The organism is Limnohabitans sp. Hippo3, from assembly GCF_003063665.1.
Classification (GTDB): Bacteria; Pseudomonadota; Gammaproteobacteria; order Burkholderiales; family Burkholderiaceae_C; genus Limnohabitans_A.
The window spans coordinates 66,025-78,663 of the sequence record NZ_NESF01000003.1 but is presented as its reverse complement, the minus strand read 5'-3'; the positions used below and the strand labels follow the sequence as shown (position 1 = coordinate 78,663).

Here is a 12,639-nt window from a genome sequence, read left to right as displayed (position 1 = left end):
CGTCTGCGATGGATACCCGCCTGCGCGGGTATGACAAAGCTTATGTAACCGCCGACTGACGAACTACATTTGTCACCCCCGACTTGATCGGGGGTCCATGTCTAGCACCTCCGGCGGCCATGGATACCCGCTTGCGCGGGCATGACAGACAGCAGCGCGAGGATGAAAAATCCTGCCTGGCCTGACGGGCTCAGACCACCGCGCCAGAGTTCTCGTCGCTGGGGTCGTTGTCTTTCTTGATCGGCTTGATCAGGTCTTCGCGCTGGATGCCTAGCCACATGGCGATGGCGGCGGCCACGAACACCGACGAGTAAATGCCAAAGCAGATGCCAATCGTCAGCGCCATGGCGAAGTAGTGCAAGGTCTCTCCACCGAACAGCAACATGGACAAGACCATGATCTGGGTAGAGCCGTGGGTGATGATGGTGCGGCTGATGGTGGAGGTGATCGCGTTGTCGATGATCTCGACCGTGTTCATCTTGCGGTAGCGGCGGAAGTTCTCGCGAATCCGGTCAAAAATCACCACCGATTCGTTCACCGAGTAACCCAGCACCGCCAGCACAGCTGCCAACACCGCCAACGAGAATTCCCACTGGAAGAAGGCGAAAAAGCCCAGGATGATGATCACGTCGTGCAAGTTGGCGATGATGGCCGACACGGCGAACTTCCACTCAAAGCGGATCGCCAGATAAATCATGATGCCAATGACCACAAAGGCCAAAGCTTTGAGGCCGTCTTCGGCCAGCTCGTCGCCCACTTGCGGGCCCACAAACTCTGTGCGGCGCAAAATCACATCAGGGTCATTGGCTTTGAGGGCCGTCAACACTTTTTCGCTTTGCTGGGCCGAGCTCACGCCCTTTTGCGCGGGCAGCCGGATCATGACGTCACGTGCCGAACCGAAGTTCTGCACTTGCACCTCGGCAAAACCGAGCGTGGCCACCGTGCCGCGCACTTTTTGCAGGTCAGCGGGCTGGCTGTAGCTCACTTCCATCAAGGTGCCGCCCGTGAACTCCACCGACAAGTGCAGGCCACGGCTGAACAGGAAAAAGACCGCCAAAGCAAACGTCAAGAAGGAAATCGCGTTGAAAACCAACGCGTGCTTCATGAACGGAATGTCTTTTCTGATTTTGAACAATTCCATGGTCTTTTCCCCTTAGTCGGCTTTCACCGCAGAGCCGCCTTCAGGCCGCCACACCGTACCGATCGACACTGATTTGAGCTTCTTCTTGCCGCCGTACCAGAGGTTGACCAGGCCACGCGAGAAGAACACCGCCGAGAACATGCTCGTCAAGATGCCAATGCAGTGCACCACCGCAAAACCACGCACCGGGCCGGAACCAAAGGCCAGCAGGGCCACGCCCGCGATCAAGGTGGTGATGTTGGAGTCAAAAATCGTGGCCCAGGCGCGGTCATAGCCCGCGTGAATGGCCGCTTGCGGGCTGACGCCGTTGCGCAGCTCTTCACGGACCCGCTCGTTGATCAGCACGTTCGAGTCAATCGCCATACCCAGCGCCAGCGCCATCGCGGCCATGCCGGGCAGGGTCAAGGTCGCCTGCAACATCGACAAGATGGCCACCAGGAACAGCAGGTTCACGCCCAGCGCGATGCCGGAGAACAATCCGAACATGGCGTAATAAACCACCATGAAGGCCACGATAACCAGGAAACCCCAGGTCACGCTGTTGAAGCCCTTGGCGATATTCTCGGCCCCCAGGCTCGGGCCGATGGTGCGCTCTTCGATGATCTCCATCGGCGCGGCCAATGAACCTGCACGCAACAACAGCGCGGTGTCATTGGCCTCGGCCGTGGTCATGCGACCCGAAATCTGCACGCGGCCGCCACCGATTTCGGCGCGGATCACAGGCGCTGTCACCACTTCGCCCTTGCCCTTTTCGAACAAGATGATGGCCATGCGCTTGCCCACGTTGTCGCGCGTCACATCCTTGAAGATGCGGGCGCCCTTGGCGTCCAGCGTCAGGTTGACCACGGGTTCCTGCGTCTGGCCGTCAAAGCCCGGCTGGGCGTCGGTCAGGTTGTCGCCTGTTAGCACCACTTGCTTCTTGACGATCAAGGGGCGGCCATCGCGCTCCAGATAACGCTCAGCACCAAACGGGACAATGCCACCCGCTTGCTCGGCGGCACGCGCCTCGGTGCTCTCGTCGACCATGCGCACTTCCAGCGTGGCGGTGCGGCCCAGAATGTCTTTCGCCTTGGCCGTGTCCTGCACGCCGGGCAACTGCACCACGATGCGGTCCAGACCCTGCTGCTGGATCACCGGCTCGGCCACGCCCAGCTCGTTGATCCGGTTGTGCAGCGTGGTGATGTTTTGTTTCAAAGCCTGCTCTTGCACTTTGCGGGCGGCTTCGGGCTTGATGCTGGCCGTCAGGCGGAACTCGCTGCCATCGGCCGCTTCTTGTGTTTGCAAATCGGCAAACTGCTCAGACAAGACACGCTTGGCCGCTTGCAGTTGCTGCGCATCGCGCAGGCGGATTTCAATGGTCTGGCCATTGCGGCTGATGCCACCATGGCGCACGTCTTTCTCGCGCAGCAAGCTGCGCAGGTCGCCCGTGATGGACTCGACTTTTTGCGTCAACGCCGCCTGCATGTCCACTTGCAGCATGAAGTGCACGCCGCCCCGCAGGTCCAGACCCAAGTACATGGGCGAAGCGTGCAGGGCAGTCAGCCAAGCCGGGGAGCGGGAAACCAGATTCAGCGCGACCACAAATTGAGGGTCAGCCGCGTCGAGAATCAGCGCTTTTTGAATGGCGTCCTTGGCCTTCAGCTGCTCGTCAGTGCTCTGGAAACGGGCTCGGATCGAGGTCCCGTCCAAGGCCACAGTTTGGGGTGTGAGGGCTGCGGCCTTGAGCGCGTCTTCGACCTTTTGCAGCGTCGAAGTGTCCACCTTGATGGTGGCCTTAGCCGAAGACACCTGCACAGCAGGGGCTTCGCCATAAAAGTTGGGCAGGGTGTAGACCACGCCCAGCAACATGGCGATCACGATGATCGCGTATTTCCAGACCGGGTAACGGTTCATAGTGACTCGCGTGCAGGATGAAAAACCGGGGCCGACCAAGGCCGTGCCCCATGGAGAAAACGCGTGTGAATTACTTCAGGGTGCCTTTGGGCAACACCTGGACCACAGCGCTGCGCTGCAACTGGACTTCCACGCCTGTGGCCAGCTCCACACCAATGTAGGCATCACCGATCTTGCTGACCTTGCCCAACAAACCACCCGCCGTGACCACCTCGTCGCCTTTGGCCAGCGCGTCGATCATGGCGCGGTGCTCTTTCTGCTTTTTCATCTGGGGACGGATCATGACGAAATACAGGACCGCGAACATCAGCAGCAAAGGCAGCATGCTCATCAAGGTGGACTGCATGTCGCCCCCTGCGGCAGCGGCTGGAGCAGTTTGGGCAAAAGCGGAAGAAATGAACATGGAAACTCCAAAAAAGCAAATTCGGGTTTTATCGGGGCCGATCGGGCGGCCCGCGAACGAAGCCGCCATTGTATGCGGCGCTATGATGCCCACTGAAAGCCTTTTTCCCCCACGGTCAGTGCCCCAAACCCGTGCTGCTGCACCGTGCAAACCCTGAGCCGAAAGGCCCGAAACAGCCCCGAGGAGCGACCATGCACCCTGCCAGCGGACATGACCACCACCACGATCATGAACACAGCACACTGGGCGAAATGGATGTGCGCGTGCGTGCCCTGGAAACCCTGCTGACGCAAAAAGGCTATCTCGACCCCGCCGCCGTCGACCGCATCATCGAAACCTACGAGGTGCATGTGGGCCCGCACAACGGCGCCAAAGTGGTGGCCCACGCCTGGGCCGACCCGGCTTTTCGGGACTGGCTGCTGCAAGACGCCACCGCCGCCATCGCCTCGATGGACTACACAGGCCGCCAAGGCGAGCACATGGTGGCCGTGCCCAACACGCCAGACACCCACAACATGGTGGTCTGCACCCTGTGCAGCTGTTACCCCTGGCCCGTGTTGGGCCTGCCACCGGTCTGGTACAAAAGCGCCGCCTACCGCTCGCGCGCCGTGATCGAGCCAAGGGCCGTGCTGGCCGACTTCGGGCTGACGCTGCCCCCGAATAAAAACATCCGCGTCTGGGACTCCACCGCCGAAGTGCGCTACCTGGTGCTGCCCGAGCGCCCCGCAGGCACCGAAGGCTGGAGCCAGGAGCAACTGGCCAGGCTGGTCACCCGCGATTCGATGATCGGCACCGGCCTGCCGCTGAATCCTCAAGATATCGCCCAGGAGGCCACATGAACGGCCTGCACGACATGGGGGGCCAACAAGGCTACGGCCCGGTTCAGATCGAGGCCAACGAGCCGCTGTTTCATGGCGAATGGGAGCGCCGGGCGCTGGGCATGACCGTGGCCATGGGGGCCAGCGGCCTGTGGAACATCGACCTGGCCCGCTCGGCCCGTGAGTCTTTGCCCCCACTCGACTATGTGCAAGGCCCTTACTACGCCATCTGGATCAAGGCGCTGCAGAAACTGCTCAGTGAGCGCGGCCTGATCACCGCCGAAGAACTGGCCCAAGGCCAGCCCCTCACGCCCCCCGTGCCGGGCGTGCGGGTGTTGAAGGCCGCAGACGTGGACGCAGCGCTGGCCAAAGGCAGCCCGGCCGACCGGCCCAGCACACAAGCGCCGCGCTTTGCGGTAGGCCAGCGCGTGCGCGCCCTCAACCTCAACCCCCAAGGCCACACCCGGCTGCCGCGCTATGTGCGCGGCCATGTGGGCACCGTGGTGCTGCACCACGGCAGCCATGTCTTGCCCGACCGGCATGTGAGCCGGATGCTGCCGCCTTTTGACGGCACGGCCGAGCACCTTTACACCGTGGTGTTTGACGGCACCGAACTGTGGGGCCCGCAAGCCGAGGCCGGACACCAAGTGAGTGTGGACGCCTGGGAGTCTTATCTGGAAGCGGTGCCCGAATGACCACCTTGAACGATCTGGCCCAAGCCTGTGGCGACGGTTTTCCCATGCCCCCCACGGCCAACAACGGCGCGGTGTTTGAAGCCCCCTGGCAGGCCCACGCTTTTGCCATGACCTTGCAGCTGCACGAAAAAGGCGTCTTCACCTGGCCGCAGTGGGCCAATGCCCTGACCCGTGAAATCCGCGCAGGCCAAACCCGCGGCGAAGCCGACGACGGCAGCCTGTACTACACCTACTGGCTCAATGCGCTGGAGCAGCTGGTGATCGAGCGCCAACTGGGCACACCCGATGAAATCCATGAACTGGAACACGCGTGGGAAGCGGCCGCCGAGCGCACCCCGCACGGCCAGCCCATCGTGCTGAACGCCGAAGAAAGAGGCTCCGTTTGAACCTGCGTTTGTGGGCCATGCTGGCCTTGATGGGCAGCCTGGTGTCGCTGGCGGTCGGCACCTCGTTTGCCAAAAGCCTGTTCCCGGCCTTGGGCGCAGAAGGCACCACCGCATACCGGCTGGTCTTTGCCATGCTCATGCTCATGGCCGTGTTCAGGCCCTGGCGTCGCCGATGGGTCTGGGCCGATGCGCTGCCGCTGGGCCTGTACGGCGTCACGCTGGGCGTGATGAACCTGCTGTTTTACAGCGCCATCAAGACCATCCCCTTTGGCGTGGCCATCGCCATCGAATTCACCGGCCCGTTGGCGGTGGCGGTCTGGACCTCCAAAAAAGCCAGCGACTGGCTGTGGGTGACGCTGGCGGTGGTGGGCCTGGCTTTGTTGCTGCCGCTGCCAGGTGGCGATGCGGCCTCAGCGCTCGACCCGATGGGCGTGTTCTTCGCATTCACTGCGGGCGTTTGTTGGGCGCTGTACATCGTTTTTGGCCAGCGTGTGGCGCTGCGTTACGGCGGCATGGCCACGCCCATGGGCATGCTCGCTGCCGCTTTGGTGGTGGCCCCGATTGGTGTGGCGCATGCCGGCAGCGCCTTGCTCAACCCGCAGTGGCTGCTGGCCGGCTTGGCCGTGGCACTGCTGTCGAGTGCCATCCCTTATGCACTGGAAATGTTTGCGCTGAACCACCTGCCCAAAAACACCTTCAGCATCTTGCTCAGCCTGGAGCCGGCTGTGGGTGCCTTGGCCGGGTGGCTGGTGCTGGCTGAGCACTTGACCCTGTTTCAGGGGCTGGCGATTGCCATGGTGATGGCCGCTTCCATGGGCACCGCTTGGTCGGCGGGTCGCGCTTCGGCAGACCTTCGCGAGCAGGGGCTCGCTCCCACAAAATAAACAGCCATTCGCGAACAGGGGCTCGCTCCTACAGGGATGGAGGGTTTATTGGGGCTTGGGCTCTTCTGCCTTGGGTTCAGGCTTGGCGTCTGGCTTTGTTTCAGGCTTGGCTTCAGACTTGCCCTCTGACTTGGTCTCGGCCTGGGGATCACGTTTGAGCTTTTCCAACTGCTTGAGCAACCAGCTGCGTTTTTCGAGGCGCTCTTGCTCCAGGCGCTCGATTTCCTGCAGACGCCGGGCGCGTTCAGCCTCGGCCTTTTCCTTGCGCTCACGGGCCTGGGCGGCCAGGGCCTCTTGCGCCAACTGCTCCTCACGCAAACGCGCCTCTTCTTGTGCTTTGGCTTTCGCCTCTTCTTCGGCCTGCAGCCGCGCCTGCCGGGCTTGTTCCTGCTTTTGGCGGGCCGCTTTGGCCGCAGCGGTTTCGCGCACGCCCGTGCCCCAAGGCTGCTCATCAAGCTGTCGCCGGATCGCGGCCTCAGCAGAAATCGGCACGGCCTTGCCTTTTTCAGTGACCGTGAAATAACCCTCACAGCGTGTCTTCAAGCCGCCGGGCAAAGTACAGGCAAAGCCCTGGGGGTTTTGATCTCCCCAGGCTTTTTTCTGGGCCACGAATTCATCACAACGGGTCAAGGCGCGCTGGATCTTCCAGTCCTCGGGGCTGCTCTCCTTGGCTGTCGTGTCAAACCACTCGTAACGCACCCGGTCCAGCTGCAAAGCGGTGCGCACGCATTGCGCCTTGGCAGGGCCCATGGCCGCGAAAGCATTGCGCCAGGCGGCTTGCAGCGCCGCATGGTCTGACACCACCACAAAGCGGGTGCTGCCCTGGGTGGGGCAGGCATTCACGGCCTCGGCGTTGCCGCGCTTGAACTTGCCGCGCCAGCTGACCACGACCGACTCGACATCCTGCGGCGTGATGTCGATGCGGGTCTCGAAGTAGGGTGCACGCACCTCCCGCTCCAGCGTCGCCTGGCCTTGGACCGAGATTTCGAGGTTGCAAACCTGTTCGGCGTTTTGCACACGTGCGGCCACCACCACCGTATTGGGCTGCTCCGCCAACAGCTGGTATTGCCCGGCCTGTGCCGAAACAGCCAGCGCCAGCCCCCCGCACCAACGGGTGATCAGACGGCCCGTGTTCAGGGCGAGTGCGCGGATGGAATGGGATTGCATGACTGAAAGGAATCGACCCCAGGCGGCGATTCTTGAGCCCGGCTCACTGGCCTGTGAACACGGCTGGGCGCCGTTCGGCAAAGGCCGCCCGTCCTTCGGCAAAGTCCGCGCTGCGGCTGGTCATGTGCTCGCGCTCACGCAGGCGGTGCTCGTCCATCTGCCCGGCGGCTATTTCGTTCAGGGACTTTTTGGTTTCCTGCACGGCCAAAGGCGCCAACTTCAGGACATCGCCCACCAATTGCGCCAGCACAGCGTCCCACGCTGTTGAATCCACCAGCGCCTCGAACAAGCCCATTGCATGGAGCTGCTCGGCCGTGAAAGGCCGCGCTGTCAAAAAAGCCCGTTTGGCACCCGCCACCCCGAAACGGCTGACATAACGCTGCAAACCGCTGGGGTAGTAATGCAGGCCCAGCGCCGTGGCGGGCATGCGCCACTCGATGCCTTGCAGGCCGATGCGCAGGTCACACGCCAGCACCACATCGGTCGCGCCGCCGTACACGCTGCCGTTGAGGGCGCAAATGGTGACGGGTCGCAGCCGCGCCAGCGTGTCCGGAATCTCTTCAAAGAAGGTGGCGCCGTGACCCGGCTCGTCAAAACCGCCAATGTCATACCCGGCACAAAACACCGGTTTGGGCTGACCCGCCGTGTTGGCGGTCAACACCAGCACACGCACGGCGGGGTTGCATTCAATGGCATCAAAGTGCGCCAGCAAAGCCTTGAGGTCGCCGTTTTCCAGGCGGTTGCGCTGGGCTGGGCGGTTCAAAGTGATGGTGGCCACGCCGCCTTCGATCTGCAAAACGGGGGCGCAGGCTTGCGCAAAGAGGGATGACATGGGTGAAGTCCAAAACAAAAAGGGTGCCTTGAGGCACCCTGATTGTAGAAAGCCGGCTGTGACAGCCAGCTCATGCGGTCCAGGCTCAGGCCTTGGTTTTGGCCTTGCTCATGGCGGCCTTGACCGAAGCTTCGGCTTGGGCTGTGGCGGCCTTCAGGTTGGACTCGGCGGTGTCAGCGGCTTGCTTGGCCACTTTTTTCAGGGTCTCGGCAGCGGTTTGGCTGGCTTCGTAAGCGGTCTTGAACACCGCCACAGCGGCGTCGGAGCCGGCAGGCGCGTTCTTCAGGCTGTTTTCGACCAGGCTTTTGACGGCTTTTTCGGATTCGGCCATTTTGCTTTCGACCGCTTTGGTGAACTCAGCGCCAGTGCTGTTGGCGATGTCAGCCAGGTGACGGCCATAAGACACCGACTTTTCAAAGGCGGGCTGCACCAAAGCGGCTTGCACGGCCATCAGGTCTTGAGGCGACTTGGCAGCCATCAGGGCTTGCATGTTGGCGAAAGACTCGCCCACAGCGGCTTTGCCAGCAGCCATGTTCAGCTCAACCAGGCGCTCGAAACCGGCGAAAGCGGTTTGCGACAGGCCAGCGGCCACGTTCAGGTTGGTTTGTTGGGTGGCGGTGAATTGTTCGGTGTTGAAGTTCATGGTGTGTTCCTTGGAGGGTTTTTGTTGCAATGCAGCAATTTGAACAGCCCCCAGCGCACAAGGCAAGGGAAAACCCGCACTTTAGAGTCCGCTCTCCAATTGGGCGCTTGTGTGCGCAAGCCCACTGAAGCCCGGACACCGCCTGTGACATACACAACGCAAGGCCTTTGCCTGCCGGGCCCACCCAACTCACTACACTTGGCGCAACGCCGATTCGGCCCCAATCCCCGCTTTGTATGGAATTTCTCAGTCTGCTGTTCGTCCTGGCCACGGCCATCCACTGGCTCAACACCCAAGGCCAGCGCCAACGCACCGCCTTGCTGGCCGAGCAATTGCGGCCCTACCAAATCGAAAAGCACATGGAGCAGCTCACCGGGGCCTACATGCGGGCACTGGACGAGACCGATGCAGAACGGCAGCAACAGATTTTGCAGTTGCAAGCCCCGGCCGAAGAGCAACTGGCCCAAGAGTTTCAGAGCCTGGCCCGCGACTTTGCCAAACTGCCTGCCCCCGTGACCCGGGCTTTCAAGGTGGCGCTGCCCTACATCGACCAGCTCTCGCCCAAAGCCACGTTTGACATGCGCCGCATGCTGGAAGTGCACGCCCAAGGCATCGAGCGCACTGTGCGCAACCAGCAAGGCCTGACCCCCAAGGAGCGGTCCTTTCGCATGATGGGCGAGATGTTTCTGATGCAGCACAGCTGCCACTGGTTTTGCCGCTCCAAAACCATCGCCTCGGCCCGCATGGTGACCCAGCACCAGACCCGCTACGAACAAGCGCTCGACGCGGTCAGCCCGGAAACCCGCCAGGCTTATCTGGCGGTGGTGCAGGGCTGATCAGGCTTTGAGTTTGTGTCACCCCGGGCGAAGACCCGGGGTCCATCTCCCCTGCAACCATGGATCCCGGATCAAGTCCGGGATGACAGACAAGGGGGATGGCCCCCCTGAATGTCATACCCGCGAAGGCGGGTATCCATGGTCGTCGAAGGGATGGATCCCAGATCAAGTCCGGGATGGCGAGAGGGGACGGGCCTTCCAGGTCAAGTCCAGATGACGCAAGGCCATGTCCATCGTCAGCCCGTCAGCGCCTGCAACGCGGCCTGCGCGATGCTGTCCGCGTCCACCGCAAAGAAGCGGCGCAGTGCGGCGCGGGTGTCGCTGCGGCCAAAGCCGTCGGTGCCGAGGGTGCGGTAGCGGCGGCCTTCGGGCAGGTAGGCGCGCACGCTCTCGGGCACGGCCCGCACGTAGTCGCTGGCGGCCACGATGGGGCCGGCACTGGGGGCCAGCAAGCGGCTCAGGTAGGGTGCATCGCCGCTGGCCTCATTCGCCATGCCGTCGCGGGCCAGCTCGCTCCAGCTGGTGATGCTGTACACGTCCACCCCCACGCCCTGCGCGGCCAATTGCTCGGCAGCGCGGATGACCTCGGTGAGGATGGCCCCGGAGCCCAGCAGCGTCACGCGCTGTCCCTTCGTCGAGGCATCGCTGGGACCATTCGCGGGTCCATCAGTGGGACCATAGGCGCCGAGGTGGTAACCCCCACGCAACACGCAACGCTCTGCCCCCTCGGGCAGGTTCGGCTGCGCGTAGTTCTCGTTCATCAAGGTGACGTAATAAAACACGTCGGCTTGCTGCTCGACCATCTCGCGCATGCCCGCGTCCAGAATCACCGCCAGCTCGCCCGCAAAGGCCGGGTCGTAGGCCTTGCAATTGGGGATGGTGGCCGCCACCAGGTGGCTGCTGCCGTCCTGGTGTTGCAGGCCCTCGCCGCCCAAGGTGGTGCGGCCTGAGGTGGCGCCGAGCAAGAAGCCGCGTGCCCGCTGATCGGCCGCCGCCCAGATGGCGTCGCCCACGCGCTGAAAGCCGAACATCGAGTAATAAATGTAGAAGGGCAGCATGGCCAGGCCGTGCACGCTGTAGCTGGTGGCGGCCGCTGTCCAGCTGGCAATGGCACCGGCTTCGCTGATGCCTTCTTCCAGAATCTGGCCGTCGGTGGCTTCGCGGTAGCTCAGCACCGAGCCGATGTCCTCGGGCGCATAGCGCTGGCCCACGCTGCTGTAAATGCCCACCTGCTTGAACAGGTTGGCCATGCCAAACGTACGCGCCTCGTCGGCCACGATGGGCACGATGCGCGGGCCCAAGGTGCTGTCTTTGAGCAGGTTGCCCAGCATGCGCACAAAGGCCATGGTGGTGCTCATCTCTTTGCCGTCGGCCTGCAGCGCAAACTGGCCGTAACTGGCGAGTGCGGGCACCGGTAAACGGTCACACACCGTCTCGCGTTTGGGCAAGCTGCCGCCCAAGAGGGCGCGGTGCTCGCGCAGGTAGCGCATCTCGGCGCTGTCGTCGGCGGGTTTGTAAAACGCCAGGCCCTTGGCCTGCTCGTCGCTCAATGGCAGGTCAAAGCGGTTGCGGTAGTCGATCAGGTCTTGCTCGTCCAGCTTCTTCTGGCTGTGTGTGGTCATCTTGCCTTGGCCCGCGCTGCCCATGCCAAAACCTTTTTTGGTGTGCGCCAGGATCACCGTGGGCTGGCCGCGGTGCGCGGCCGCCGCCGCATACGCCGCGTGGATTTTCACGATGTCGTGGCCGCCGCGCTTGAGTTGGTCGATCTGTTCGTCCGTCATGCCCTGCACCAGCCGCGCCAGCGCTTCGTTTTGGCCGAAGAAGTTGTCGCGGTTGTAGCGTCCATCTTTGGCGGCAAAGGTCTGCATTTGCCCGTCCACCGTGTCGGCAAAAGCGCGCAGCAAAGCGCCCGAGGTGTCGCGGGCCAGCAGGCCATCCCAGTCGCTGCCCCAGACCAGCTTGATCACGTTCCAGCCCGCGCCCGCAAACAGCTTCTCAAGCTCGTCGATGATGCGGCCGTTGCCGCGCACCGGGCCGTCCAGGCGCTGCAAATTGCAGTTGACCACCCACACCAGGTTGTCGAGCTTTTCTCGCGCCGCCAGTGTCAGGGCGCTCATGCTCTCGGGCTCGTCCATCTCGCCGTCGCCAAACACGCCCCACACCTTGCGGCCGCTGCAGTCCTGCAGCTGGCGGTGCGTCAGGTAGCGCATGAAGCGTGCGTGGTAGATCGAGCTGATCGGCCCCAAGCCCATGGAGCCCGTGGGGAACTGCCAAAAATCGGGCATCAGCCAAGGGTGCGGGTAGCTCGACAAGCCGCGTGCGCCGCTGTCCGGTGCGGTGATCTCCTGGCGGTAGTGCATCAGGTCCGCCTCGGTGAGGCGCCCTTCCAGAAAAGCGCGGGCGTACACCCCGGGTGCGCTGTGCGGCTGGAAGAACACCAGGTCGCCTTTGTGCTGCTCGGTGCGGGCGTGGAAGAAGTGGTGAAACCCGGTCTCGAACAAATCGGCCACGCTGGCGTAACTGGCGATGTGCCCGCCCAGCTCGCCATAAGCCTGGTTAGCACGCACCACCATGGCCAGCGCATTCCAGCGCATGATGGCCACCAGCCGCTCTTCGGTGGCCAAGTCGCCGGGGAAGTCGGGCTGGTCTTGCACCGCGATGGTGTTCATGTAGGGCGTGTTCAGATCGGGCTGCCAGCCCGTGCGCTGCTGGCGCGCCACGGTGGCCAGCTCGTCCAGAATTTGCCGGGCACGCTCGGGGCCTTGGGTGGCGATGAGGGCCAGCAAGGCCTCGCGCCACTCGGCGGTTTCTTCGGGGTCGATGTCGTGGGCGTTCAACATCGCTTGCAAACGGGGTTCGATGGGTGCGTTCATGCGTTTCACTGTACAGAGGCATGCGGCGCATGTGCTGCGTATTTGAACCATCAAATGCGTCATTTGAA

At 62.8% G+C, this 12,639-nt stretch carries 12 protein-coding genes; 5 read left to right on the top strand and 7 right to left on the bottom strand.

The genetic code is table 11. The features are described from left to right. Positions 1 to 190: 190 nt before the first annotated feature. The 3 genes from secF to yajC all read right to left on the bottom strand — a co-directional run bounded on the left by secF (position 191) and on the right by yajC (position 3,437). Positions 191 to 1,141, bottom strand: coding sequence for a protein translocase subunit SecF (secF, locus tag B9Z34_RS06190; RefSeq protein WP_108427247.1), 951 nt, complete (start codon positions 1,139 to 1,141; stop codon positions 191 to 193). 12 nt (positions 1,142 to 1,153) lie between these two features. Beyond that, positions 1,154 to 3,034 carry a protein translocase subunit SecD gene (secD, locus tag B9Z34_RS06185; RefSeq protein ID WP_108427246.1) on the bottom strand — a complete coding sequence of 627 codons (1,881 nt, stop codon included), beginning with the start codon at positions 3,032 to 3,034 and terminating at the stop codon, positions 1,154 to 1,156. A gap of 70 nt (positions 3,035 to 3,104) precedes the next feature. Continuing rightward, positions 3,105 to 3,437 carry a preprotein translocase subunit YajC gene (yajC, locus tag B9Z34_RS06180; RefSeq protein WP_108331682.1) on the bottom strand — a complete coding sequence of 111 codons (333 nt, stop codon included), beginning with the start codon at positions 3,435 to 3,437 and terminating at the stop codon, positions 3,105 to 3,107. A 191-nt stretch (positions 3,438 to 3,628) separates the two neighbouring features. Here yajC and nthA point away from each other — a divergent pair, with 191 nt between their 5' ends. From nthA to B9Z34_RS06160, 4 genes are read left to right on the top strand one after another with little or no spacing between them, the layout of a single operon-like run. Then, positions 3,629 to 4,276, top strand: coding sequence for a nitrile hydratase subunit alpha (gene nthA / locus B9Z34_RS06175; RefSeq protein ID WP_108427245.1), 648 nt, complete (start codon positions 3,629 to 3,631; stop codon positions 4,274 to 4,276). Next, positions 4,273 to 4,950 (top strand): nitrile hydratase subunit beta, encoded by a 678-nt coding sequence (gene nthB, locus B9Z34_RS06170; protein ID WP_108427244.1) that lies wholly within the window; start codon positions 4,273 to 4,275, stop codon positions 4,948 to 4,950. The genes nthA and nthB overlap by 4 nt, the downstream gene beginning before the upstream one ends. Next, positions 4,947 to 5,336: a nitrile hydratase accessory protein gene (locus tag B9Z34_RS06165; protein WP_108427243.1), complete on the top strand. Its 390-nt coding sequence runs from the start codon at positions 4,947 to 4,949 to the stop codon at positions 5,334 to 5,336. The genes nthB and B9Z34_RS06165 overlap by 4 nt, the downstream gene beginning before the upstream one ends. A gap of 17 nt (positions 5,337 to 5,353) precedes the next feature. Beyond that, a complete protein-coding gene (locus B9Z34_RS06160; RefSeq protein ID WP_108427242.1) occupies positions 5,354 to 6,220 on the top strand; it encodes a DMT family transporter in 867 nt (288 codons plus the stop codon). A gap of 45 nt (positions 6,221 to 6,265) precedes the next feature. Here the strand turns inward: B9Z34_RS06160 and B9Z34_RS06155 are convergent, their stop codons facing one another. From B9Z34_RS06155 to phaP, 3 genes are all read right to left on the bottom strand, one after another. Further along, positions 6,266 to 7,387: a hypothetical protein gene (locus B9Z34_RS06155; protein ID WP_108427241.1), complete on the bottom strand. Its 1,122-nt coding sequence runs from the start codon at positions 7,385 to 7,387 to the stop codon at positions 6,266 to 6,268. A gap of 43 nt (positions 7,388 to 7,430) precedes the next feature. After that, positions 7,431 to 8,219, bottom strand: a complete 789-nt coding sequence (locus tag B9Z34_RS06150) for an enoyl-CoA hydratase/isomerase family protein (protein WP_108427240.1) — start codon at positions 8,217 to 8,219, stop codon at positions 7,431 to 7,433. An 85-nt stretch (positions 8,220 to 8,304) separates the two neighbouring features. Next, positions 8,305 to 8,862, bottom strand: coding sequence for a TIGR01841 family phasin (phaP, locus tag B9Z34_RS06145; protein ID WP_108427352.1), 558 nt, complete (start codon positions 8,860 to 8,862; stop codon positions 8,305 to 8,307). Between the two features lie 236 nt (positions 8,863 to 9,098). Here phaP and B9Z34_RS06140 point away from each other — a divergent pair, with 236 nt between their 5' ends. Further along, the gene (locus B9Z34_RS06140; RefSeq protein ID WP_108427239.1) at positions 9,099 to 9,698 is read left to right on the top strand and encodes a hypothetical protein; all 600 of its coding nucleotides are present in this window, start codon (positions 9,099 to 9,101) and stop codon (positions 9,696 to 9,698) included. 236 nt (positions 9,699 to 9,934) lie between these two features. Here B9Z34_RS06140 and mdeB read toward each other — a convergent pair whose 3' ends face one another. Continuing rightward, positions 9,935 to 12,571, bottom strand: a complete 2,637-nt coding sequence (gene mdeB, locus B9Z34_RS06135; protein ID WP_199220080.1) for an alpha-ketoglutarate dehydrogenase — start codon at positions 12,569 to 12,571, stop codon at positions 9,935 to 9,937. Positions 12,572 to 12,639 lie beyond the last annotated feature (68 nt).